The organism is Pusillimonas minor (assembly GCF_014237865.1).
Classification (GTDB): domain Bacteria; phylum Pseudomonadota; class Gammaproteobacteria; order Burkholderiales; family Burkholderiaceae_B; genus Neopusillimonas; species Neopusillimonas minor.
In genome coordinates this window covers 130,947-156,855 of record NZ_JACJUU010000002.1, presented here as the reverse complement: position 1 = coordinate 156,855, position 25,909 = coordinate 130,947, and the positions used below count along the sequence as shown (strand labels likewise).

At 61.3% G+C, this 25,909-nt stretch carries 7 protein-coding genes; 2 read left to right on the top strand and 5 right to left on the bottom strand.

Annotated elements, in window-relative coordinates; translation table 11 throughout:
* Window positions 1-32 precede the first annotated feature (32 nt).
* Together GTU67_RS03410 and GTU67_RS03405 are read right to left on the bottom strand one after the other, a co-directional pair.
* Window positions 33-809 (bottom strand): alpha/beta fold hydrolase, encoded by a 777-nt coding sequence (locus GTU67_RS03410; RefSeq protein WP_185778773.1) that lies wholly within the window; start codon window positions 807-809, stop codon window positions 33-35.
* The gene (locus tag GTU67_RS03405; protein WP_185778772.1) at window positions 806-1,846 is read right to left on the bottom strand and encodes a 2,5-dihydroxypyridine 5,6-dioxygenase NicX family protein; all 1,041 of its coding nucleotides are present in this window, start codon (window positions 1,844-1,846) and stop codon (window positions 806-808) included. Before GTU67_RS03405 ends, GTU67_RS03410 begins: the two co-directional genes overlap by 4 nt.
* Before the next feature lie 294 nt (window positions 1,847-2,140).
* Here GTU67_RS03405 and GTU67_RS03400 point away from each other — a divergent pair, with 294 nt between their 5' ends.
* A complete protein-coding gene (locus GTU67_RS03400) occupies window positions 2,141-2,905 on the top strand; it encodes a thioesterase II family protein (protein WP_185778771.1) in 765 nt (254 codons plus the stop codon).
* Window positions 2,881-3,621, top strand: coding sequence for a 4'-phosphopantetheinyl transferase family protein (locus GTU67_RS03395; protein ID WP_185778770.1), 741 nt, complete (start codon window positions 2,881-2,883; stop codon window positions 3,619-3,621). The genes GTU67_RS03400 and GTU67_RS03395 overlap by 25 nt, the downstream gene beginning before the upstream one ends.
* Here the strand turns inward: GTU67_RS03395 and GTU67_RS03390 are convergent.
* The 3 genes from GTU67_RS03390 to GTU67_RS03380 are packed head-to-tail and all read right to left on the bottom strand — an operon-like array spanning window position 3,608 to window position 25,904.
* A complete protein-coding gene (locus tag GTU67_RS03390; protein WP_185778769.1) occupies window positions 3,608-15,604 on the bottom strand; it encodes a non-ribosomal peptide synthetase/type I polyketide synthase in 11,997 nt (3,998 codons plus the stop codon). The genes GTU67_RS03395 and GTU67_RS03390 overlap by 14 nt on opposite strands.
* Window positions 15,601-22,014: an AMP-binding protein gene (locus GTU67_RS03385; protein WP_185778768.1), complete on the bottom strand. Its 6,414-nt coding sequence runs from the start codon at window positions 22,012-22,014 to the stop codon at window positions 15,601-15,603. The genes GTU67_RS03390 and GTU67_RS03385 overlap by 4 nt, the downstream gene beginning before the upstream one ends.
* Complete coding sequence (locus GTU67_RS03380) at window positions 22,011-25,904, bottom strand: SDR family NAD(P)-dependent oxidoreductase (RefSeq protein ID WP_185778767.1); 3,894 nt, start codon at window positions 25,902-25,904, stop codon at window positions 22,011-22,013. The genes GTU67_RS03385 and GTU67_RS03380 overlap by 4 nt, the downstream gene beginning before the upstream one ends.
* Window positions 25,905-25,909 lie beyond the last annotated feature (5 nt).

The window sequence follows — 25,909 nt, the reverse complement described above, 5'->3', positions numbered from 1 at the left end:
CAGTAATTGCTTTAGGTATGTGTGGTGTGGGCTTAGGCGAATTGCGCCAGGAAGGCCTCGATGGCCTGATTGAACTGTGCCGGGTTCTCGAGGTTGGCCATGTGTTTGGTGCCGGGCAGGGTTTCAAGGCGGGCGCCCGGGATGGCGTCGGCCATGCGTTGCATGCCTTTCGGGGGCGCCTGGGTGTCGAGCTCGCCCGCCAGCAACAGCGTGGGCACGGCAATGTGGGGCAGGCGGTCTTTATGGTCGAACGTGACCAGCAGGCGCATGTAGTCGATGTAGCGGCTTTTTTCGATGTTGGCCGCGCTGATTTCGGCCAGCTCTCGCATCTGGGTAGAGATGCCGGGCCCCATGAAGCCGGCCAGCATATCGGGGGCGGCCTGCGCAAAGCTGTCGTAGCGTGCCATGGGTTCGGTACGTTGGCGCAGGAAGTCTTCTTTCCATTGCGGGTCGGTACTGCCAAACCCGGCGCTGGTCGCCGACAAAATCAGCCCGGCAACCCGCTGGGGGTGTTGGTGATAAAACGCCTGCGCGACCATGCCGCCGATTGAGTGGCCCAGCACCACGGCCTTTGGAATACGCAACGTGTCAAGCATTTGGGCCAGCGCATTGGCCAGTTCGTGCCAACCCATTGCGGGCAGGGCCGGCGACGGTCCGTAGCCGGGGGCCGTCCAGGCAATGGTGTGACGTTGGCGGCCGAAGTGATTGAGTTGGGGCAGCCAGACCTCGGCGGTTGAGCCCATACCGTGCAACAGCACCAGCGGCGTGTTGCCGTGGCCTGCGGCCAACCAGGAAGGCGTTGTGTTCATTGGAATACGTCGCTGCAGAGTTTGCCCTGCTCGACCACGGTGATGCCATCCAGAGAAACGGTGCAGTGGCGCATGGGCAGGTCGAAGTGGCCCAGCGTGTGACGGCCAGCGACATCGTTTGCCCCCGTCGAATACAGGAAATTGCCTGCAAATGCCCGAAGTTCTGTGCCGTTGGTGTCGGCTTTGTCGAACATTTGCAGGGCGTCCCAGCGGGCTTGCGGGTTCATGCCCCACCCGACATGACTGACGGCGTAGGCGTCGCGATCTTGCCAGGCGTCCATATAGCTGCGCATTAGTTCGGCATCGAGGTTTTTGCCCTCGATGCGCGTGACATAGTCGTTTTCAATGTGCAGCGTGACAGGTTGTTCGAGGTAGCGCTTGAAGGTCAGGTTGACGTCGCCGATGTCCATGACCAGCGTGCCGTTGACGGCGTTAGCCGCCGGGAAAGCCAGGCAGATGCCGCCGGGCCAGTGCTGTACCAGCCCGGGGCGGTCGGCGCCGCCCCAGACCCCACCGACCTTAGCGTTGTTCAGATCGATGGTTAAGTGCGTACCGGCTGCCGATGTGACTGTCATGACCTTGGCGTTGGCCAGCATCTTGACCCCTTTCTTGACAGCAGCAGTCAGGTCCTGGTCGGTGGTCAGGCGCTCGAGTGTTTCGGGGTGCTCGTTACTGACCATGAGTACGCGTGCGCCTGAGCCCAGAATGCCGGGCAGCTCGGGGGAGTGCAACAGGCCCTCGACCGTGAGGTCGACAACAAGACCGGGGCCCGAAAGAGCGTTGATGACGGGGGCCATGTTTTGAATGACATGTGATGCGCCTGTGGAGCGCACCGGCACCGGCGTATTGATGGCCAATGACGGGACGGTGATTCGCACGGGGATCGCACCCATGCGCGCCAGGGCCAGCTCGGCCAACTGGACGTTGATGCTGCGGCTTTCGGTTTCAGTTAGCAGACGGACGATCTCGCCGGTTTCGACCTTGCATTTACGAAACATGGTTTCGAATGCGCGAATCCATTTTTCTTGAATTTTCATCGTGGCGTACTCCGGCGGGTTTCTATTAATAGTCTTGTTGGTCGAATAATAGCGATTATCTGTTTCCGAGGTCAATAGCTAATTATGCAAATAAAGATTGGGGTTTTTCCTAATAAAACGACTGATTGGACTATTATTGATATCCAAAAGAGTGTTTCATCCTCTGCGTTTTCGCGCATCTCGTGACGCCGCGTTGCATGACGTGGATGGTCGAGGCTGAGCACGGCGCGGCGGCGATAAAAAGGCCTTCTAATGCGGCAGTAATGGCGGTTCATAGTATGCTCAGAGGCTTTCATGAAACCCTTGCTTGTCATGCCTGAAGACCTGTGCCGTCGCGATTTACCGTTGCTGATTGTGTTGCCGCATGCCGGTGGTGCTGCTTATCAGTACGCACCGCTGGCGGCAGCGCTTAAAACATATTGCGGCGTGCATTGTCTGGAGCTGCCTGGCCGGGGAAAGCGTGCACGCGAACCCTTTGCCGAAAATTTTGCGGCTGCCGTGACGGACATCAACCGGCAAGTGGGGGTGTTTGACGGGCAACCCTGGATGCTGTTGGGGCATAGCCTGGGCGCACACCTGGGCATGGCGTTGTTGCGGCATCGCAGGCATGGCGGCCAGTCGTTGCCGTCGTTGTTTTTCGCATCGGGTGCTGTAGCGCCATCCGCTTACCGGGTCAGGAATGTGGCGGCGCTATCCAGTGAAGCCTTCTGGGAAGAGGTGCGCGGTTACGGTGGAGTGCCCGAAATGCTGATTCAGGACGCAGAGTACCGGGCCTACTTCGAGACCATCTTGCGTCAGGATATGCGCTTGTTGGAGCACGCTCCGCATTACACGCTTTCGCCCGAACAGCGCGAAATGGATGCTCCGATCCCCGTACCGGTTGTTGCGTTCAGGGGGCACGCTGACCCAGCCTGTCACGCCATGTCCAGTTGGCAAAACGAAACCGCTTTTCCGTTGCAGCAACGGACGTTTGCCGGCGGGCATTTTTATCTGTTCGATGATTGGCCTGCTGTGGCCGCAGCAGTTCGAGACGCATGCGTTGCGCGCATGCCTGGGTAAATATGGTGACGGTGTATGTGGCGCCGGTGCCCGCCCAGATAGCGCCCGAATGGCTGTTGCGACTTTCTGATGCCGAGCTGGCGCGGGCCGACCGGTTTGTGCGCTTGCCTGACCGCCTGTCGTATCTGATGGCGCATGTGTTACTGCAGTTCGCGCTGGATGCCTATTGTGCCGGACAGGCATGCTGGCGCTACGACGCTGATCGCTACGGAAAGCCCTATCTGGTCTCTCCCCGTAAAGACATCCACTTTAATCTTAGCCATACCACTGGGTATGTTGCGGTTGCGCTGTCACGGCGTGGGCCTGTCGGTGTTGATGTTGAATCGGATGCCCGCGCAGAGGCGCTGCGTGACATGGATGCGGCATGGCTGTCGCCCCAAGAAATTGCGGCCCTGGCGGCGCTGCCGCCAAAGGATCAGGATACGCAGAGGGTGGCGTGGTGGGTGGCAAAAGAGGCCTTGATCAAAGCGGTCGGGCTTGGTCTGCGTATTTCGCTGCCGTCGGTTGTGCTGGGTGCCAACCCAGTACAGCCTGCCCACTTGCCCGACGCGTTTACGCAACCGCATGACGCTTGGCAAGTAAGTGTTAAAGCCCTTGCAGGCTACCGGATTGGGGTGGCCGCCCCGTTTGGCGTAAGCAGCGCCCGGGCGGTGACGTGGTTAAGCACTGATCTAAGCCCGGGCAGTACGCCAATACTCATGTTTACCCAACAGTAGGTTTTCCCGCTCTTGCGGCAATCACTTGGGCCAAATCGGATGCTGATGATGAGGCGAACAAATCCATCAACGTTACTTCGTGCCCGGTCGATTCCCGAATTCTGCTGATCAGTTGCATGGCCAGCAGCGAGTGTCCCCCCAAATCGAAAAAGTTGTCTTGGGCCGTGCAGTCGGGTGTGTTCAGCACTTCACGGAAAAACTGCAAGATGGCCTGCTCCAGCGACGAACCGGGTGTTGCCGAGGCGGCGTGTTCAACCGGGCTTTGCTGTGGTTGGGCCCCGAGGGCTGTACCAGGGGCGGCCAGGTCGTCGCGCAGCCAGGTGCGGGTTTGTGTCATCAGTGCCGGTAGGTCGTTGACGGCAATTGCCACGCGGGTAAGACGGGTCTGGAGAACGCGGCGAAGTGCTGCCGGGCCTTCTTCGGCCAGCAAGCCGTGGTCCGGAGGCAAGGGCGGCAGCCCGGCCTGGCGACGCGCGGCTTCGGTCATGCCGGCACCCACCCAGTCGTCCCAGTTAATGGTCACAACATGCCATGGCTGGCGTGCCGCCAGGGCGTTGGCCGAAGCATCTAAATATGCATTGGCTGCGCTGTAAGCGATCTGACCAAACTTTGCGGCGGGCAGAAATGAACCCAGCGTTGAGCACAGCACCACAAATGCCAGTGGCTGGCCTGCCAACGCACGCGCTATACCGTGCAGCCCGGCAATTTTGGGTGAAAGCACCGTGTCGATTGAAGCCTGGTCGCGGCGCGCCATCACGCCGCCGTAGTCTGCCACACCGGCCGCATGAACGACGCCGTGGATGGGCCCTGAATGCTTCTGCCAGTTGTGCAGGGCTTGGGCGAAAGCCATTTCATCAGCCACGTCAACCGACAGATGACTGACGCGCGCGCCAAGCTGCTCGAGCGAGGTGCGCAGGTCTTGCGGCAAGTTGGATTGGCGCGTGATCAACAGCAAATGAGGTTGTTTAATCAACCGGGCCATGTCTTTGGCAAAAGCCTGCCCTACGCCGCCAGTTGCTCCTGTAATCAGTAGGGTGGCGTTGGGGGGTACGGGCCATGCGCCCTCGTTGGGGACATTGATACGCGTTACCTGCTCTGCCCAATATTTCCCCTGACGCTGTGCAACGAACCGCCCGGCTCGCTCTGTCAGCAGCCACGCATGGATGTCTCTTGCCAACGACATGCTCGGGGTTGCGGGCAGGTCGAGCCCGGCAAAGTGGTGTTCGGGGAACTCGTGCGCCAGTACCTGAAAAGCTGCGATCAGTGCAGCATGGGTTGGGTTGGCGATTTCACCCGTGTGCGTCGTGGCCCCGGCATAAGTGACCAGATCGATATGCATTGTGGCGGGGTGACGGTGGCGCAGGGTGTCACGCACAAGCAGCAGTACGTCACCAATACGCTGTTGGACATGGGCGGCGCTGTCGTCTGGAGCGGGCGGCGCCAGGACAAGCAGGTGCGCGCAGTCATCGCTGATGATGCCTGAGCGTGCGGCCGGGGTCGTGGCGAGCGTGACGCGGTGACCCCTGGAGCGCAGAACATCGGCCACCGCCTGGGCCGGCTCGTTGAATTCGCAGTACACCAGCAGCGGCTCTGCGCGAGTATTGTCGATTGCCGGCAAGGGGCACTGTACCCATTGCGGTGCATAAAACCAGTCGTCTGGCGGCGGTTTGGACGATGTGGGTGTTGCAGACAGCGATAACGTATGACCCCCGACAGGCGAGGGTCTGAAGGTCTGATGCGCCCACGGGTAAGGCGGCAGGGCGATGCGTCGACCGGGCGATGTATTGAAAGCTATCCAGTCGATATCGACACCGGTTTCCCACAATTGCGCTGTACTGTGCAGGTAAGTCGGCGCCTCGGAAGAAGGCGCCGTGTTGGCGGCCGACGCACTGTCTAGTGTAGGCAAGCTGACAAGCCCCTGGCCTCGCGCCAGTAATGACAGCACTTGCCCGGGCCCTGCCTCGATGGCCAGCGCTGCGCCTTTGTCTTGTAACGTACGCAGTCCTTGCATGAATTGGACGGGCGCCAGCATATGTTGCACCCAATAGTCTGCAGTAACGGCCTGTTCAGGCGAGATCCAGGTGCCGGTCAGGTTGGATACGAATTTGCGGGTTGGACGGTTTAGTGTGCGCGTGCGCAAGAATGCGCCCAGCCCCTCAGCGGCAGCAGTCATGGCGCGAGAATGAAACGCGTGGGAGGTACGCAGGCGTTGAACGGGGACGCCTTGAGCCGAAAGTTGCCCGGCCACTGCACTGACGACGTCGTGCGGGCCTGAGACGACGGCCTGCCGTGGGCCATTGATGGCCGCCAGATCCAGCATGGGGTGTTGAGTCAATAGCTGCTTGACGGACGGCTCATCCAGCGCAATGGCAAGCATCGCGCCGGTCGGCATGGCCGCCATCAGGCGGGCACGCTCGGCGACAGTCTCAAGGGCATCGTCTACCGAGAAAACGCCGGCCAGGCAGGCCGCAGTGTACTCGCCCAGCGAGTGACCCAGCATGGCGTCAGTTTTGACGCCGATGGAAGACCACCACTGAGCGCAGGCCAGACTCACCGCAAAAATAGCAGGTTGGGCGATACGTGTATCTTGCCATTGTTCGGGGTCGAGATGGCCGCTGTACAGGGCGTCTTTTAATGAGAGCGACAACAGCGGCCGTAGTCGGTCGGATAAGTCTTCGAGGTGTTCACGAAAGCCTGCATGCTGATGGAACAAGGCATGACCCATGCCAGGATGCTGTGCGCCTTGCCCCGGAAGCAGCAGCGCGATTTTTGATGGCTTGCGCGTTGACGCCGGTGGAGGGTCGACGTTTTCCAGCATCTGACGCAGCGCGGGGCAAGCGTTGGTCACAAAGGCTTTGCGCACCTTGAGTCTGGCGCGGCCGCGTTGCAGCGATGTTGCAACATCAGACAAGCTTTCGTCCGGGGCGAGTGATGCCAGTCGCTGTGCCAGGCCGCGTGCCACGAGAGGGAGTTGTGTGCTCGTGGCGGCAGAAAGGGGGACCAGTTGCCAGGCGGCTTCCGACGGGGCTGGCCGGGGTGGCCCCTCGTGGCTTTGTTCAATAATGACATGGGCGTTGGTGCCGCCGATGCCGAATGCGCTGATGCCCGCTCTTAAAGGGCGTCCTGGGGCGATGAGCGCGCGTCCTTTAGTGACAATCTCGAACCAGCGATCCGGGCCGGGGTCGAGCTTGGGGTTTGGGGTTGCGGCGTGCAGGCTGGCCGGCATGAAGCCGTGATGCAGACTGAGCGCGGCCTTGATGAACCCGGCGATACCGGCTGCGGCGTCGGCGTGGCCGATATTGCTTTTGACGGCACCGATCAGCAAAGGCGTGTTGCGTTTGCCGTAAACCCGGCCCAGCGCGGTAATTTCAACGGGGTCGCCCAGCGCGGTACCCGTGCCATGAGCTTCAATAAGGTCGATATCGTTGCCGTTAAGTTTTGCCGCCGACAGCGCTGCCTGAATGGCCTTGACCTGGCCGTCGATGCCCGGCGCGGCGAAGCTCATTTTGCGCGCCCCGTCGTTGCTGACGCCAGTGCCTTTGATCACGGCATAAATTCGATTACCGTCGCGTTTGGCGTGCGATAGCGGCTTAAGCAAAACCACGCCCATACCGGCACCCGGTACAGTGCCCGCGGCATCGGCCGCGAAGGGGCGGCAGTGGCCGTCGGGTGACAGAATCATCCCTGACTCATACAGGTAGCCATGCTCTGGGTAGCTGACGGCAACGCCGCCGGCCAGCGCCATGTCGCAGCGTCCGCTGCGCAGGGCATCGACCGCCTGAGACACCGCGATCAGAGATGTTGAACAGGCCGACTGGACAGTGACGGCCGGCCCGGTCAGGTCCAGTCGATAAGCTACCTGGGTGGCCAGAAAGTCTTTGTCGTTGGCGGTGATGGCATGAAAGCCTGCAGAGCCTTCAAGGTTCTCCCCGGCCGGCGCCAGCACTTCTTTCAGCCAGGTGTTGTGACCGCAGCCTGCAAATACGCCAACGTGGCCGCCGGGGATTTCGCCGGCATCTTCGAAAGCATTCCAGACCCCTTCGAGAAACAGCCGGTGTTGCGGGTCGAGTAGCAGGGCGTCGCGCGGGCCGATGCCGAAAAACTCGGCGTCGAACTGGTCGCTGTGGTTGATGATGCCGCGTCGAGGAACGTAATTTTCATGTGTCAGGACATGCGTCGGCACGCCAGCGGCGGTCAGGCTGGCCGGGTCGAAGGTATGGATGCCTTCGCGTTCTTCGTGCAGCATCTGCCAAAAGGCATCTACCGAATCGGCGCCTGGAAAGCGGCACGCCATGCCGATGACGGCGATGTCGCCATTGTCGGTAAAGTCGTTGGCCTCGCCGGTGGTGGCGGCCGTTTCCACGGCGTAAACGCCCTTGGGCCGGGCGGCTGGCACCGCCTGTATCGCACCCGCGTGCCCGGATGGGGGGCGCGCGGTATGTGCGTCAATAACGGGTGGTTGGGCCGCCAGCCACTTGGCCAACCCATGAATGGTGGCGTGTTCGAACAGTATTTTTGTGGGAACGTTGACGTTGAACGTGTCGCGCAAAATGGGCTGCATTTTGACGAGCAGCAGTGATTGCCCGCCCAGGTCGAAGAAGTTGCGGTGTCTGTCAATGCGGGCCTGGCCTAGCAGTCTGGTCCATATGGGCTCAAGTGTTTGAGCCACGGCATCGACCAGATTGGCGGGCGTGCTGGTTGCGGGTGCGTGCGTATCAGCGACTTTGGGCGTAGTTGTGGCGTCGCCGCCGGCGTCTGGCGCAGGCAGGGCAGACCAGTTTATTTTGCCGTTGGCGGTTAGCGGAATGTGGTCAATGACCTGGAACCGGGTGGGTACAAGGTGTGCCGGGAGGCGGTGGGCCAGGCCTTGACGCAATGTTGCAAGGTCTACCGAGGCGTCGGCTGCGGGTAGCAACCAGGCGCATAAAACGGCTTCGTCGGCAGCTGCTGTAACCCCCACCAGCGCCTTGTCGATGGGGGCCAGATGCTCGATGGTGCGCTCTATTTCGCCAGGTTCGACCCGGTAGCCGCGCACTTTTACCTGGCGGTCGATGCGTCCGATGAAGGCCAGGACGCCGTCGGCGTCGATACTGACCTTGTCACCCGAATGATAGATTCGGGCGGTGCCATTGGGCTGCCATGGGTCGAGGCGGAAACGTTCGGCCGTCAGGCTTGGGCGGTTCAAGTAACCGGGGCCGACACCTTCGCCGCCAATGACCAGTTCACCTTCGCCGCCTGGCGGCACCAGTGCGCCATCCAGGTCAACCACGTAGGCGCGCATGTGCGCGACCGGTTGGCCGATCGGAACCCGGTCGCTGGCGGCTGATACGGGGTGCAACGTGGCACATACGGACGTTTCGCTGGGGCCGTAGCCATTAAAAAAACGTCGCCCGTTGGCCCATTTGGGGATCAGTGTCGCAGGGCAAGCCTCACCCGCAACGATGAGCGTGGTTAACGCGGGCAGGGGAGGTGAGGGCAGTGCTATCAGTAAAGACGGTGGCAGTGTGGCGATGGTAATAGCCTGACGTGCCAGGTCGTCGAGCAGCTCTTCACCAAAGCCAACGGTGTCGGGGTCGGGGATATACAAGGTGGCGCCGGCCCCCAGCGCCATGAAAATTTCCCAAATCGAGGCGTCGAATGCCAGCGAGGCAAACTGCAGCACCCGATCGGCAGGGTGGGGGCCGATGTGATGTTGCTGGACCCTCAGCATGTTGGCCAGTCCCTGATGCCGGGTGATGGCGCCTTTGGGCTTTCCGGTAGAGCCCGAGGTGTATATCAGATAGGCCGGCCAATCGGGCGCGACGAGGGCCGGCGCGGCCTTTGCATCCAGACCCCGCGAGGTCTCGTTCGGCAATGAGTCGTAAATGATAGGTTGGGCACTGCGCCCGACAAAGCCTGCCCGGTCAGTCAGTCCGGATTCTGTGATCCGCCATTTGGCCTGGCTGTCCTCAAGAATCGTTGCAACCCGGTCGTCTGGGTAACTAGCATCGATGGGTACAGCCATGGCGCCGGCTTTCATGATGGCAAGCAGGGCAACGATCGCACGCGTGCCTCGGGGCAGATGCAACGCGACCGCGTCTGTGGGGCGAACGCCTTGGGCGAGCAGTTCGGCGCACAGGGCATTGGTGGCTTGCCGTAAGGCCGCATACGACAACGTCCCGTTGTGTGCGCTTATGGCAGGGTGCTCGGGGATGATGTCTGCCCACTGGTCGACCTGTTGAGGCGCCATGGGGGCTGGCCGCGTCGTTTCGGGGCCTTGGGCCAGGGCCAGCCGGGCAGCAAGCGCGCTGGCATCGTATATCGACAGCTCGCGCAGGCGTGCTTCGGGCTGCGTGATCATGCCTCGCAGCAGTTGATGCCAGTGCTGAAGCATAGCCCGGCCCACGCGATCTGGAAGGCGTGCCGCGTCCCAGGCCAGCGTGAGGCCGGCGTCGTCGCCCGTCGTCATGATGGCGGTAACGGCAAAATTGGTTTGCTCGAGTACGGCGCTGACCGAAACATCAAGCTCTCCGGCGGTCAGGCTCTCGGGACGAGGGTAGTTCTGTACCAGCAGCAGCGTATCGAACAAGGGGCTTGCAGTTGTGCAGCCTGCCGATTGCAGGATATCTTCAAGCCCGATGAATGCATGGTCTGCGCGGTCAAACGACTGCTGCCGCAAGGCATCAAGCAGTGTTGGCAGCCGCATGTCCGGATCCATGTCGGCCCAGACGGGGACTGTATTGATGGTCATGCCGACCAGGGCGTCGGCATTCGGGGTTGCGGGTGGCCGGTGGGCGAATGTAATCCCGAACGTGACGGCGTTACTGTACTGATAGCGGCGCAAAAGCATGGCCCACGCCGCCTGTACCAATACCCCCAGCGGTACACCATGTTGTCGGCACAAGGCGCCCAGCGCATCGCGCATGGCGGGGTCAAGCGTTACGTGGCTATGGTGTTGTGCTTTGACAGAGGTATTTGTGCCGGTTTGCCGCCGGCCAATCAGGGTGGGTGTTGCGTCAGCTAACTGTCGGGACCACCATTGGCGTGCCGTTGTGGCATCGAGCGCGTCCCAATGTCTGACGAAATCGGCCCAGTCGGGCGCTTCGGGCAAGCGTGCGGCTTGCCCTGTTGACATGTACCGGTACAGGGTCAGCCACTCTTGCATCAATATCGATACCGACCAGCCGTCGACGATAAGGTGGTGGCAACTCCAGATCCAGTCGTAATGCTGCTCGTCGCGTTGGATCAGGTGCATGCGCATGAGCGGCGGCTTGTGCAGGTCAAAGCCTTTGCGCCGGTCGGCTTGCATCAAGGCGTCAAGATAACGTTGTGCAACGGCTGGCTCAATACTGCGCCAGTCGTAGTCATGCCAGGGCAGCTCCGCGCTAGCGGCAATACATTGAAAAGGCTGTTCATCCTGGTCGAAGTCGAAACCGCAGCGCAGGGCGCCATGCCGGGCCAGCAGTTCAGCCCAGGCCTTCTTCAGGGTGGCGGTGTCCAGCGGGCCGGTCAGGCGGAAGTGAATCTGGTCGAAATAGGTGTCGGCGTCGTGCAGGCTGTGAAGCAAAATGGCGTGCTGCAGCGGCGTTACCGGTAGCTGCGCCGCAGTGTCATCGGTGGTTGCATTGTCACCCGTATTCTCACGATAACCGCAGGCTTGAGCCAGCCGGGCAAGGGCTGTCGCCAAGGCTTCCATAAGCGTTGCAGCGGCGGCTTCGCTTTCCGGCCCTGCCGCATAATTGACGGCCAGTCGCAATCGGCCCGCCACGACGCCCGCGTTCAGCTCAATACGATGACTACGTGCCAGGTTGGCCGCAATGGTCGGCCCGGTATCGGCGTCTACGGGTTGGAAAGCGGCCTGTGTCCAGCCGTCGAGTACGCCGACGTAATTGACCAGCACATCGGCAGGCGGCAATGCGGCCAGCGCCGCGGTAGCTGCCGGGTTGTCGCCATAGCGCAGCAAGCCGTAACTGAGGCCGTCGTGAGGGCACTGCGCCAAGGCTGACTTGACCTGTTGCGCCATTGTGGCGGGATCGGTCTGGGCAGGCAGTGCCAGGGGGATGACCGACGTAAACCAGCCCACTGTCTCTGTGATGTCGAGGTCGTCGATGGGCATGCCCCGGCCATTGCGTTCAAGATCGACTCGCAGCAGGCGCCCGTCGTGACTGGCGTGCGCCATTGCCAGGGCGGCAAGCAGGGTTTCATCCATGCGCAACCCCAGTGTTGCTGGCACTTTGCGCAACAGATGTTGCGTCAGGGTCAGAGGCAGTTCGTGTAGATGACTGCGCGCCTCGGCTTCGATGCCAGGGTGGGCCGGCAATGCCGGCGCCAGGCGGTCGGGTGCCGGTGACAGCACATTTACCCAGAAAGGCAGTGCGCTCTGGACATCGGGGCGTTGGCTGTAAGCCGCCAGTGTTGTCGCCCAGCGCCGGTACGGTACCCCATGGCGACGCAAGGTTGCCGGGTAACCCTGTGCCAGCGACTCGTAGGCGTTTTGCAGGTCGCGCAGCACAACCTGCCACGACAATACGTCGATGCACAGGTGATGCACCGTCAGCATGAGTTGCTGATCGGTGGGGAATACGACGGCGGCAACGTTCAAACCCAACGCAGGGTTCAGTCCGGTTTGTGCACGGTTCAGTGCTTGACGGCGCTGTTCCGCCCAGTCGTCATCCGCCATATTTGCCGGGCGCGTGAGCACCTCAAAACCAGGCGCGGGCCGGCGTTCGGGGGTGGTGTACTGTGCGGTCGGGCCTGGGGTTCCTGTGACTTGCAGTCCAAAGATTTCGTGGCACTCGACGACCGCCTCAAAGGCCGCATGCAGCGCTTCCAGGTCGACGGGTTCGGGCAGCGCAATAACAACGGCCTGATTAAACTGTTGCCAGTCGCCGCTCATCTCGCCTTTAAACCAGGCCAGGATTGGCGTGGACCAAACAAGTCCGGTGGCATCGTCGTTTTCAACGACACGCGCTTGTGCTATTGCATGTCTGGCAATGGCACGTACTGTCTGGTGTTCGAAAATGGTTTTGGCTGACAAGTCCAGGCCCGCACGTCGGGCGCGTGAAATGACTTGAAGGCTGCTGATCGAATCGCCGCCAAGATCAAAGAAATTGTCGTCAGGCCCAATGGCAGTGCGCTGCAGGACTTCGCCGAACAGTCTGGCCAGCAGTCGTTCTTCGTGACTGTCCAGGGTGCCAGACCCATGGGCGTCGGAGGCCTGTGCGACCTGCGCGGCCAAGGCCCGGTAGTCGGTTTTGCCCTGAACGGTAAGCGGCAGCGTGGGCAGGGTGATGATCTGGTCGGGGATCAGTACGTCGGGCAGCCGATTCTTCAGCAGGTCTTTCAGGCCCACGGCCGGGCGCCCGCAGACAAATGCATAAAGGCCGTTGCGTTGGCCGGTGCGATGCACCAGGGCGGCCGCTTCGGTAATGCCGTCAATGTGCAGCAGCGCGTTTTCCAGCGTGGCCGGTGCGACACGAATACCGCGGATCTTGACTTGCCGGTCGCATCGACCCAAACACCACAGATGTCCGTCCAGGCTCATGCGGCCCAGGTCGCCGGTGCGCAGCGCGCCCAGTGCGGTCAGGTTGCCTTCTGCGTCGGGATGACGCATTAGCGCTTTGCCGCGTATGCGGATTTCGCCCAGGCACAGCGGCGGTACGGGCAGGTCGTCGGGGCCGACGATGTCTATTTCTACATTATTGATGGGTACGCCCAACGGCAGGGTGGACCATTCGGCTGGTACCCGGGTGACCTCGAAAAAACTTGCCGATACCGTCGTTTCGGTCAAACCGTAGCCGCAAAGCAGTGCGCAATGTGGCGCGCGCGCCAGCCAGGTGCGGGCGGCCTCTGCCTGCACAGCTTCGCTACCGGTGACCAGTAAACGCAAGGTGGAGGGTACGTGACCGCCGCCAGCCAGCAGTTCGTGAACCCAGGTATGCCAGTAGGCGGCGGGCAGGTTGGCCACACTGATAGCTTGCGCTTGCAAGGCCTGCGTAAAGGCTTCGAGATCGCGAGTATGCGCCGGGCCCAGTTGTACCAGCGTAGCGCCGGCCAGCAGGCTGGGGACGACTTCTTCAATCAATACGTCAAACGAAGGCGCAGCAAATTGCAGCACCCGATCTGCAGGGTGCAGGCCGAAGCGCTGGCGGATATCGAGGGCGTGATTCAGCAGGCTTTCGTGTGTGATGAAAACGGGTTTGGGCTGCCCGGTAGACCCCGAGGTAAAGCAGACATAGGCGGTCTGATCAAGGGCGTTCGAAGCCAGGGGGGCTTTGGGTGCAGGCTGACCCGCGGGCGCGGCCGGCTGTATAGACGTGATACTGACGCAGGGCAGGTTATCTGTGCTGATGGCGGCGAGGTCGAGGCTGTCGGTGCCGGTCAGGATCAGGTCGATGCTGATGCTGCGTACCCGTTCGGCGATGGCCTCAACCGGGCCCGTCGTTGGTAAAAATACGGCATGGGCGCCAATGCGCCAGATGGCCAGCAGCGCCGGAACGAGTTCTGTCAGGCGCGAGACGCAGAGTCCGATGCCCGACCGATACCCAAGTCCCCTGGCGGAAAGCGCCTGGACGATCTGGTGTGTTCGTGCCAGAGTTTCTGCTGTCGACAGGCGCGCGCTGGTGTCTTCAATCATGCAGCGATCGGGGGCCTGGGCCTGAAGGTTCTGATGGATCAGGGCGTCGATGGATTGGTTTGGCAGCGCTGTGAAGGTGCCCTTCCAGTGGGCCGCACGGGCCGGTTCGGAGCGGGGTGAGCCGGCGGTCTGACAGCATAAATCGACGTATTGCCGCAAAAATTCGGCAATGGTTTCCGGCTCGAAAAGATCAGGGTCGTATTCCAGGTGAGCCACATACGGAAACGCCGGGTCCGTCGTGCGTTCGATGCTCAGGTTCAGGTCGACCTCGGGGGCCAGCGGCGTCGAAGGCAGAACGGCAATGTCGATGCCCGGCAGTTGGGGGATATCCAGCGCCTGTGCCTGCAAGACAAACATGGCCTGGAACAGCGGGTTGCGGTTAAGGTGCCGGCGCGGATTGAGCGCGCTGACGATCTGGTCCAGCGAAACCGGCGGGCGCGCCAGCGCGGTCAGGAGTGTGTGCTTGATTGCGTTGACGCGGGCGGGCAGTGTGTCGTCCGGTTCGAACTGCAGCCGCAGCGGCAGCGTTCGAACCATAAACCCCACCATGTCTTGCTCTTGACTTGTCTGGCGCGTAGACACCGGACAGCCAATGACCATGTCGCTGTCACCACCCCAGCGTTGTAACAGCTCGGCATAGGTCGCCAGGTACACCATGAAGGGCGTAACGCCCATTGATCGGGCGACCTGGGTCAGGTCGGCGGGCGCCGGCAGTGGCTGACTGATCATGGCGCCGCGGGTACCGCGCTCGACGGGTCGTGGGTGATCCAGCGGCAGGCTGATTTCGGCGGGGGCGTCCTCGAGCGCTTTGCACCAGTCGGCCAATGCCTGGGCATCGGCGGCAGCCGGGGCAGGCTCGCGCAGCCGGTCGGCAAATTGTGGCGCTGTGCCAATGGCCTGGCTTCGCAACACGGCAAAGCAGTCGTTGATGACAATGGCCATAGAGGCCCTGTCGGCGATGATGTGATGAATTAAAAAGGTAAGTTGATGGTGCCCGCCCAGGGGTTGAAGCATGACGCGAAACAGCCGGCCGGTGGGTAAACGCCGTGGCGTGTCTGCGCTACAGCGCTCCAGCGCCGGCGGCGTTGGCCCCAGCGTCAGCCAGGGGGTGTTGTCTTCTTCAATCAGTTGCGCCGACAAAATGACATGTTTGTCGACAACCGCGTCAACGGCGCGGCTCAATGCCTCGGCGTCAGTCTGGCCGCGCAGCTCGAACGAGGCATGAAGCACGAAACCCTGAGCATTTTGGCTGAGTTTGTCCAGAAACCACAGTCGTACTTGCTCGGGACTCAGCCTGAGCTTTGTTGTGGCCTGGGGGGCGGTAACGTGTTTCCCGGGCGGTGTGCCCTCGGGCTGCGACTGCATCATGATGCTCCGTATGTGGCGTTACGCCGCTCGTGCAGGTAAGCCGCCATTTCGTCTATGGTGGGGTGCCCAAAGATTTCGCCAATGGGCAGGGTCAGGCCAAACGCGGCTTCAAGGCGTTCGTGCAGCTTTACGGTCAGCATCGAATGCCCGCCATAGTCAAAGAAACTGCGGTCGCGTTCGATGTCGTCACGTTCAAGCAGCGCTTGCCAGCACGCTTCCAGAAAATCGCCAATATCACTTTCGTCGTCCAAAGCGTACTGAGGAGGCGGGGTGTTGGCGCTGGTTTCAGGGGCCGGGTCTTTTTGTTCGCTTGTTGCAAATACTGGCGCTTCAGCGTTGGCTATTGTTTGCGAAGCATCGAGGGTCGGGTCTGGTAAGGCTGACCAGTCGGTTTTGCCGTTGGCATTGAGCGGCAACGCATCCAGAAAGACCCAGCGTCCGGGCAAGTAAGCAGCGGGAAGTCGCTGTTGCAACCACCGTCGCAGGCCGTCTTCGGTGACGTTATGTGTGTGTCGGACGACCCATGCCACAACTTGCTTGTCGTTGTGGCTGTCTTGGCGCGCTGCGACCGCTGCCTGCGAAATGGCGGGATGGGCGTGCAGGCTGATTTCGATCTCTTCAGGGTCAATGCGTTGCCCGCGGATCTTGATCTGGCGATCTTTGCGACCCAGGATCCATACCTGTCCGTCATGATCCATCCAGGCCTGGTCACCCGTGCGGTAGGCCCGGCAGTCAGTGCCAAAAACCGATGTTTTTTGAAACGTTGCGGATAGCGCCTGGGCGTGTCCATGGTAGCCGTCGGTAACCTGGGGACCAGCAATCAAGAGTTCGCCGGGCATGCCGAACAGTAAAGGTCGGCCTGCGTCATCGACAATAGCCAGCCGGTTTCCGGCAAGGGCCGTGCCCAGTGCGCCCGGCCGCATACCCGGACGGTAGCGGGCCAAAGTAGCCGTTACGGTGGCTTCGGTGGGGCCGTAGGCAATGTCGACTTGTCGGTGCTTTGCCCAGGCCAACAGGGTGGGTTCCGGGCAGATTTCGCCACCGACAATTACGCGTTCCAGGGAAGGGTGCGGCAGTGCCGGCGTGGCGTGCAGCACCGCTGCCGGTATTTGCATGTGTGTGATGGCATGGCGCTCGATGGCCTGGTTCAATGAGCTGCCCGGCATAACATCGTGCTGCGGCAACACTGCCAAATGGGCGCCGCTGGCCCAGGCCATGGCGATATCTGACAGCGCCACATCGAACGCAGGCGCCACGACTTGCAGTATGCGGCTACCCGGCGCCAGGCCGTAGTGGGCGGCAAGACTTTGCCCCAGACGTACCAGGGCGTCGTGACGCACCGGCACGCCTTTGGGCTTTCCGGTCGAACCCGAGGTGTACACCATCGCGGCGACAGGGTTGGCGGGTGCGGTTGTATCCGAGGCGTCCGGGAAGGCAGGGTTTTGTCGAGCTGCAACGCCTTCTGTGAAGGGGGGGTGGGCGCTCAGGGTTTCCAGGGTCGCATCGTCGAGCCATAGCGTTACCCCGGCGTCGTTGACGATGAAATCGACACGCTCTGCCGGCCATAGCGGGTCGCAAATGACGACGGTGGCGTCCGACTTCCAGAGTGCCAGGAGCGTTGTCAGCCAACGGGTTGAGCGCGTGGCGCACAGCCCGACGACAGCAGGCGTGCCATAGGCATGGCGAATCGCCTCGGCCATTTGATCGGCCTGAGTATTCAATTGTGCTGCAGTCAACTGGCCCAAGGCGTCACTGGCGACGGTCAGGTCCGGACGGGATTGTGCCAGGGTCGTGATGAGGTCATTGAGTTGCTGCGGTGTTACCGGCATGGCATCTGCCCTACCGGATAGCGCCAGATGTTGGCGCAGGCCCCCACCCCAAAGCGATGCGTTCGCGTCATCGTGTTCAGCGCGTGTTGCCGTGGCGGGTTCGGTCAGCAAGTGCGCAAGAAGATCGGCCAGGGTCCGTGCAAATGCGTCCGGGATCCGTCTGCTGTCATACTCGATGTCGAAAGTGGTCCTGTTGTCGCCGTCGGTCCTGATGATCAGCGCAATGTCGACACGGGCCTGGGTGGCCCGGGCTTGCCCCAGGCACTCGACCTTCAGGCCGGGAATGTTCAGTGCCCAGTCAAAATCCTGTTCGGGGACGATCATGACCTGCAGCTCGTCGCCGTCATCGTCAAGCCCCTTCCAACCTTGGTCTTGAAGCCAGAAGGTGGGGACGTCCTGAAACGCCAGTGCCTGCAGAAACTGATGGCGTATGGTGTCCAGCGTTTGTGCCTGCGACGCTGCCTGCGCTGTCGCGTCGAAACGCCCCAGCACCGTATTCGCCAAAAATCCGACAGTGTTTTCCCATTCTGGACGATGCCGCCCGGCCTCGGGAAAGCCGATGATCACGGGGCCGTTTTGCGTGTTAAACCGTTGTAGCGCCACGGTAAGCGCATGAAGGCCGGCGATAAAGGGCGTTGTGTGTTGGGCGGGCGACGCGTGGTGCGTGCCCGATAGACGGGCAACTGTCAGTCGTGCCAATGGGCCGCCACGTGTTGCACCGCGAGCAACGGGTGGGCAGCGCGGGCAGGCGGCCGCAGCAAGGTAATCGCGATAGTCTGCCAGCTTTGAGGAAATTTGCGGCATCAGCGCCAGTTGTTCGCGGGCCACATCATCAATGCCTGCCGGTGTGCCTTCAGGCGGGTTGTCGTGATTTGCCAGCGTCAGGTATATCTCGGCCAGGTCGCGTGTCAGTCGTTCGCTGGACCAGCCGTCTACCATGGCGTGGTGAGCGACCATAAACAGATAAAGCGTATTGTTGGCGGCCGTGCAAATTTCGACCCGGATCAAGGGCTCGTCGGGCAGGGAAAAGGCGGTTTGCGCCAATTGATCGCGATACGTCCGCGCCGCCGTGTCATTCATGGCCGGGTCGTGGCGTACGGCAACGGGCAGACCGGTTCCCGCTGGCAGGGTTACTTGCGACCACTGCCCAAGTTCTAGTACCAGTCGCGTGCGCAGGGCGGCATGGCGGTCGGATAGCTTCTGTAATGTCCCCATTAACACGTCCACGTCGGGGACGTCGTCTAAACGGTGCGCAATCGCAAGGTTGTAGGCGGTGCGCCCCGGGTTGGCCACGTATTCCCGAACCAGCCATTGCTGGTTGAAGGTCAGCGGCGCGCGCTGCGGCGCGCTTGCTGGCTGCGGCTGCGGCTGCGGCTGCGGCAGGGCTTTTGCTTGTGTGGGGGCGTTGAAACCCGGTTGGTGTGGCAGGCCTAGCTGGTGCAGACGTTCGGCAATACCAGAAAGGGTAGGCGTTTCGAACAGCCACCGGGCTTGCGCTGCCACACCTGTCACACGCTGTAGGGCGTTCATGGCCATAATGGCCTTTAAAGATGTCCCCCCCTGGTCGAAGAAGTGAGCGTGACGGTGAGCGATTGTGTGCCCCAGTACGTTTGACCATTGCTGGGCCAGCATGCGTTCGATGTCGTCTTGCGGCGCTTCGTGTGAAGCCTCGCCCTCGGTGGGCTGAGCTTCGAGGGCTAGCCTGGCGATATGCGCATCGTCGGTTTTACCGGTTGGGCCGGCCGGCAGTGTGTCCAGCCACATGAACCGTGTCGGGATTGCGGCGCGCGGCAACCGGCTTTGCAGCCATACGCGAAGTTGCGCCTGATCAAGCGGCGCAGGCCCAACGAGGGCGGCCGCCAGCCAGGGCCGGTCGGCCGTGTCGATGAGTACGACACGGCAGGTGTCGACCCCGGGGTGTGCGTTCAAGGCGGTTTCGATTTCCAGTGCGTCGATACGCACGCCCTCGAGTTTGAACTGGCGGTCTTGGCGGCCAAGCAGCACGGTGGGGCCTTGCGGTATTTTTATGGCCGAGTCGCCGCTTAAAAAAGCACGTTGCCCACCGAAGGCTGGCAAGGCGAAAAAGCGTTGCCGAGTCAGTTCGGGAGCATTGAGATAGCCTTCAGCAAGGCCGGTGCCACTAATGGCCAGCTCGCCAGGGAAACCGTCGGGGACGGCATGGCCGGTGCTGTCAACGATGGCCATTGCCATGCCGGGCAAGGGTTCGCCAATATCGCAACGGGCGCCCACCGGCTGACGGATTTCGGCCCAACTGGCGTCGGCCGTGACTTCGGATGACCCGTAGATATTGATCAGGCGGCAGTCTGGCAGTCGGTCGAGCAACTGGCTTGCCAGCGTTGGATGCAATGATTCGCCGCTACTTGTGCAAAGCCGCAAGTGCCTTAGTTTGATGTCGATATTCTCGACATGATCCAGCATTGCTCGTAGCAGGGTGGGTACGGCCACCAGACGCGTCACCCGGTGTTGATCAATCAGGCTTGCCAGCGCAACCGGGTCGGTGGCGACGTCATCGGAGGCGATCGCCAGCGGTATGCCGGCGCACAGCGCGCCGAGCATTTCGGCAAATACGTCGACAAAGCCGGGAGATGTCTTCAAGCAGGCGATGTCGTGTGGCTTTGCAGGAAATGTTTGCCTGTACCAGACCAGGCGGTTAAGCAGGGCGCTTTGCGTGCAGACAACGCCTTTGGGTGTACCCGTTGAGCCCGACGTAAAGGCAATGAAAGCCGTGGGTACTACGGTAGCGGCCCTGGACGGCGCGGCGACGGGCCCTGGTGCTGCCGACGGCGTCGATGGGTGAATTATTGCGACGTCTGTGGCAGGCGGGAGATTGTCTGGGGTAGCGATAATGAGCGCCGGTCGGGCGACAGACAAAATGTGTTGTTGCCGATGCGCAGGGTGTGCAGGGTCGAGCAAGATCATGATGCCGCCGACTTTCAGGCACGCCAGCACCGCAGTGACCAGGTCGCTTGAGCGGGGCAGCCACAAGGCCACTTTGCAGCCGCTGTAAAACGAAGGGTGGTTGGCCATGTGCATTGCCAACGCATCAACTTGGCTAACCAGCCCGGCATAGTCAATGGTGCGTTCGCCATCGATCAGTGCAGTTTGGGCGGGTTTTGCAACGGCCTGTTGCATGAAGTCGTCGAAGACGGTTGCTGCGGTATTGTTTGATAACGCCCAGGCTGCGGTGTGCTGCTTTGTTATCAGTGCGCAAGTGTCGACTGGCGCCTTTTGGTGCTGGGGCTGAAGGGCCCAATGCACCAGGGTCGACCAGGCTTGTGCAAGTATTTGAGCAAAGCCTGCAGGAAACTGTCCTGAGCGGCATTCAAACACTGCATCAAAGCCGTCATTTTCAATAATTTCAATGACAAGGTCGGTGCGTGCCGCCGCCATTGGCAGTGGCGACGCCTGGGCCAGGGTAACGTCGAGCCGGGGCAGAACGTTGAACATGATTTGCGCCAGCGGCGGTTTGCCCGGCTGGCGCTCGGGTTTGACTGTTTCAACAATGTGCGCAAAACCCAGGCTTGCGTGAGCGAGGTCTTGCGCCACCTGTTGTTGCAGGGCGTGCAAGGCGTCGGGGAACGTCAAATGAGGGTCTGGGTTGCATCGCAGGGGCACCAGATCGCTCAGGCAACCGACAACGCTATCTGCACCCGGTCGGTTTCTATTGGTCAGCGTGGTTGCAATAACAACTTCGGGTTGGCGTGACAGGCGTAACAACACGCAAGCCAGTGCCGTCAGAAAGAAAAAATAAGGCGTGGTCTTGAACTGATGGCAAGTGCTACGCAACTGGTTAGCTTGTTCCGCATTCAGCGTGGCCCGAAAGGCATCGTACGGTGTTTCGCCGGTGTGCCCGAATAGCGTAACCGGCGCTTGAAAGTAGGCTGGTGCCTCTTGCAGCCGTTCGCGCCAATAGGCTTGCAATGCTTGTGTCTCTTCTGCCTTGGCGGGCCTAGCCGCCGGGCTGAAGTCGCGCGGTTGTAAAGGCGGCTGCGTTGCGGAAGAGATTCCCTGCACCTGTTGCATGAGCTCGTTGGCCAGCGTTTGAATACCGAACCAGTCGCAAATGGCATGGTGCATCAGCCAAACCAGGCCGTGACACTGCTCGCCCTCGAGAATCGGCAAAATGCGCCAGTTGTCATTCAGATCGATGGACAGGCCTTGTGATGACATGATGCCGCGCAGTTCAGAGGGTGAAGGCGCAAGCAGCGGCGGGCCGAGTTCAAAAGTGACTTGGGCAGGGGTGATAACCTGCGCATAGATGACGCCGTTTCGAGGCTCGTGTCGGGTACGCAGCGCCTCGTGGCGCAAGACCATGGCCTGCACGGCGTTATGTAATTGCGCTACGGTGCAAGGCTGCGAAAATCTTAAATGCAGGCCCAGGCAGTTAACCAGGGGATTGCCCTCCAGAGACTCTTGCAGCCACATGCGCTGCACCGGGTCGGCGGCGACCCATGGCGTTGCGCCGTCTGGCCTGGCCTGCGTGTCGGCCTGTTTAATCAGGCCCTTTTTTTGCAGCAAGGCCTGCAGTGCCTGATGGTTTTGTGATGAAAGCTGCTTCATGGGGCCAACGTGTCGGGCGGCGGGTCGACGCCGTCCATCACTTGGCTTAAATGGGCGATGACGGTGTCAAAGAGTTCGGGGTCGGCGGTCTGGTTGCGCACATATTGGGCTAATGCGCTTGGGGTTGGATGCTGAAATATGGCCGCGACCGGAATATCGGTGAAGAACCATTCGGAAAGCTGGGCCGCCAACTGGGTAGCCTTGACGGAGTCGCCGCCGACCAGAAAGAAGTCGTCGTTGACGTCGGGTGTGCTGATGTCGACCGTGGCAGCAATAAAGCCCGCAATGCATGGCGCTGCCGGGTCGTTGACCGAGGCCTGGGCTTGCGTTGCAGACCGGCCCAGACGCGCAACGTCTAGTGCGCCCGCGGGGGTGCGAGGCGCCGCTTTTGTGCTGTAAACCGGCATCCAGCGGGCGGTGCCGCGAGCGTCGGGTATGCAGACTGCTCCGGCATGGGGCGCCCAGGCCGACGGTTCGAGCATTGGTGTTGCCGGGCGGATAGCGCGCCAGGCATTTTGAGGGTGTTGATCGTCGAGACCGACGCAAATGACGCCCTCGGCGGTAGACAAAGCCCATTGGATAATGGCGCGCCCGGCTGTCGGGCTGATGGGAAGCAAGCCGTCGTTGGCCAATAGCGCCGCGTTGGTACGGGCCCGGCTCAGGCCGGTGTCGTCCCAGGCCGAAAAAGCCACAACGCCTGGGGCGGGCTCAGCGCTTTGCCAGGCCTGGGCCTGGGCAATTAGCGCCGCTTGTTGCGCGGCGTAGCTTTGTATGCGCGCACCGTTGACGCCGGCCACCGAGCTGACGACCAGCAACTTCACATTGGCTTTGTCGCGTGCCAGGGTTTGCAGCGCTTTGAGGGTACCCGTTGTGGCATCCAGCCCGGTCTGGAACTGCGCATCGTCCCAGTGTTCGTTACCCAACAGGTCGACCCCGGCAACATGCACAAGGCCGCGCAATACTGCACCGCCAAGACGCTCGGCCTTGTTGACCTCGATGCTTAGTGCCTGGGTATCTGAGGCGTTGGAGTACTGGACCCACCCGTTTTGGGCAAGCTGATCAAGTCGTTGCTGTTTTTCGGCCGACAGCTGTGCTGCGGGCGTTGTCCCTGTGACGATAAGGCTTGCGCCCAGGGCTTGAAGCGCCTGGCAGCATTGTTCTCCGACGCCGCCCAACCCTCCCGCAACCAGCCATAGCCCTGATTCTGACGTGGCATGCTTGGGTGTCAGGTTGGTGATTGGGTCGAATCGTGGCGCCAGAAACTTCCCCTGGCGCCAGGCCAGCAGCGGTTCGAAATTTAAAGGCGCGCAGAGCGCTGTTTCGGCCGGGGCGGCGGCGGGCAGGTCGACCAGCGACCAGCGAGCCGGGCCTTTGGCAAGGTTGAAGCTGCCGATGAGGCCCGAAAGTGCTGCGGCTTCGGTGTTGACAGGGTCGTTGGGTTGGGCAAAAAGACTTTGGGTGACAATGATACGAATGTGCCCGGGACCGCTGCTGTTTCGTGTGTCGTCCTCTCGCATGGCGTGATCGAGGGCCTGCAAAAGATCGTATGTCGACCCTTTAAGCAATGTGCCGTCTTGCAACCGCAGACGCAGGTCGATGACCAGAAGCTTTTGACTGGCGCAGGCAAGGACGTCCAGCAGATATTGCAGCGGGTTGTTTTGTGTCGGGTCAGGCGCAACGGTAACGTAGGCTGCGGTCGGCAGTGTATTGGGCTGGCTGGGTAACGGCTCCCAGGTTTGACGATGAAGTGCAACGCGGTGCGTTTGTGCCGCCTCGTGGGCTTGTAAATGAGCCAGTGTCGTATTGAAGCGACCGGCCTCGAATTGTTCGCGCAGCTCCCGTTTTACGATTTTGCCGATGGGCGTCCGTGGAAAATCGGCCGATTTTAAAGGGACAAAATGGTCGGCCGAGATCGCGTGCGTTAAACGCAATGCGTCGCGCATGGCCCCGATAACGGCCGATACAACACGGGGGGTATCCAGCCCCGATTCGGGGTAGGTCGAGAAAAACACAGCAATTTCTTCGGTGCTTGCCCCCGACGGCCTTACCGGCACGACCGACAGGCAGGTCGGGTCGACGCCTGAAATTTTGGCCAGCGTGTTCTCCAGCTCGTGAGCGAAAACGGTTACGCCCCGGACGTTCAGGGTGTCTTTTAAACGCCCTGTCAGGTATAGCTGGCCGTCGGCAATAAAACCCGCATCGCCGCAATCAAACCATTCGGATGCATTTACGCGCACGCTATCGGGAGGCAAACCAAAATAGCGCGTCAGAAGCTGGGGTGAGCAGATCTGGATTTGGCCGATCTCGCCTTCGGTAAGCACCTGGTTGTTGTCGTCTACGATGCGGATTTTGGCGCCGGGAACCGCTGGCCCGAGGCTGCTGAAGGCGCCGATGGTGTTGCCTAAATGCCCGTAAGAAATAGCGGCGCAGGTTTCTGACATGCCGAAGGCGGGGATCATGGAGCTGGCTTGCAGGCCATGTCTTGCCAGTTCGTTCACGCATTTAAGCAGGGCCATCTCATTAACGGCTTCGCCGCCGTTGAAGATGTGTCGCAAACTGCTTAAATCGTAAGTGCGCGAGGAAGCGCGCGCAGCACGCGCCAGAAGCTCGTACACAAAATTGGGCGACCAAGTGATGCTGACCCTGCAGTCATCGACGAGGGCGAGCCAGCGTTCGGGTTTTCCCAGGATGTAGCCGATGTCGGCATGAACCTGGTGCGCGCACAGAGCTGTTGCGCCCAAAATCACGAAAGCCAGCCCGCCGATATGATCGCGAGGCATCCAGTTCAGGAGTACGTCGTTGGGTGTGGCGGCACAGCGCTGGCGCTGCACGCCGGCCACCATGCTTAACAACGCGCGATGACTTTGCATGACACCCTTGGGCACGCCGGTGCTGCCGGATGTCATGATGATCAGGGCGATGTCGTCGGGTCGGGCGGTGTGAATACGTGCCTGCGTGGCCGGCGCCTTTGACAAGGTTTCGATGGTGACGACGCCTTGTGCGCTGAAGGCAGGGATGTGCGCACGTTGTTCAGCGGAGGCTGCATCGATGAGCAGTATGGGGTTGTTTAGAACCTGGCTTACGGCCTGCAGCCGCTGGTAGGCGGTGTGGTCGGCTTGCGCGTCGGGCAGTTCGATGGCGCTGGCATGAAAGCCGCCCAAAATAGCGGCCCACAGGCCGGTAATGAGCACTTCGGCGTCGTTGCTGGCAAGCAGCAGCGTGTCGGCGGGCTTCAGCCCCGCGTGTTGCAGCCCGGCAAGCACACATAGGGCCTGCTGAAACAGCTGGGGGTAGCCAATACGTTTGACCTGGCCGTCGGGCGGGTAAATGATAACTTCGCCGGCCGATGTCGCGGCACGCTGGATGGCCTCGGTACAAGTAACAGGCAGGTCATTGGGCCAGACAAGTGGCCCGCCGTCGCTGATGGCCGGTTGGTTGCCGCGGGACTGGCCAATGACGGAAGGGACCGGTGTATGTTCGTCAGGCGTGTCGAGTACGTGGCTGGAAGAGACGGGCCCTAACGCAACCCGGGTGCCGATGGGCCGGGTGAGCGTGATGGCCACGTCTTGGGTACCGCCTTGTTGTGCAAGGGCTTCGCGGGCTTGGCTGAGCGCGCTCGGCGTCCAGAGCGGCATTGCGCCGGGCTCGGCACCCGATGGCGTTTGTGTGGCGGCCAGCAGGTGCCCGCCGGGGCCGACCCATTCTGGCGGGTTCTGCGCAACGTCGAGGCAGGCGGGCCCGCTAAGCCAGTAAATGTGTTGTTTGCCGTCATCCAGCACAATCGGCTCGACAGCAACATGATGGATGCCGGGCAACTGGTTAAGTCGTTGCGCGATATCAAGTGCATCAGCATCGGTCGGGTCGCGATCGAAAGCGTGTGGCGCAGACATGGGGA

What these genes read in the sequence shown, in the direction of transcription:
- GTU67_RS03410 (WP_185778773.1), bottom strand. Translation starts at nt 809, where the DNA reads ATGAACACAACGCCTTCCTGGTTGGCCGCAGGCCACGGCAACACGCCG.
- GTU67_RS03405 (WP_185778772.1), bottom strand. Translation starts at nt 1,846, where the DNA reads ATGAAAATTCAAGAAAAATGGATTCGCGCATTCGAAACCATGTTTCGT.
- GTU67_RS03400 (WP_185778771.1), top strand. Translation starts at nt 2,141, where the DNA reads ATGAAACCCTTGCTTGTCATGCCTGAAGACCTGTGCCGTCGCGATTTA.
- GTU67_RS03395 (WP_185778770.1), top strand. Translation starts at nt 2,881, where the DNA reads ATGCGTTGCGCGCATGCCTGGGTAAATATGGTGACGGTGTATGTGGCG.
- GTU67_RS03390 (WP_185778769.1), bottom strand. Translation starts at nt 15,604, where the DNA reads ATGATGCAGTCGCAGCCCGAGGGCACACCGCCCGGGAAACACGTTACC.
- GTU67_RS03385 (WP_185778768.1), bottom strand. Translation starts at nt 22,014, where the DNA reads ATGAAGCAGCTTTCATCACAAAACCATCAGGCACTGCAGGCCTTGCTG.
- GTU67_RS03380 (WP_185778767.1), bottom strand. Translation starts at nt 25,904, where the DNA reads ATGTCTGCGCCACACGCTTTCGATCGCGACCCGACCGATGCTGATGCA.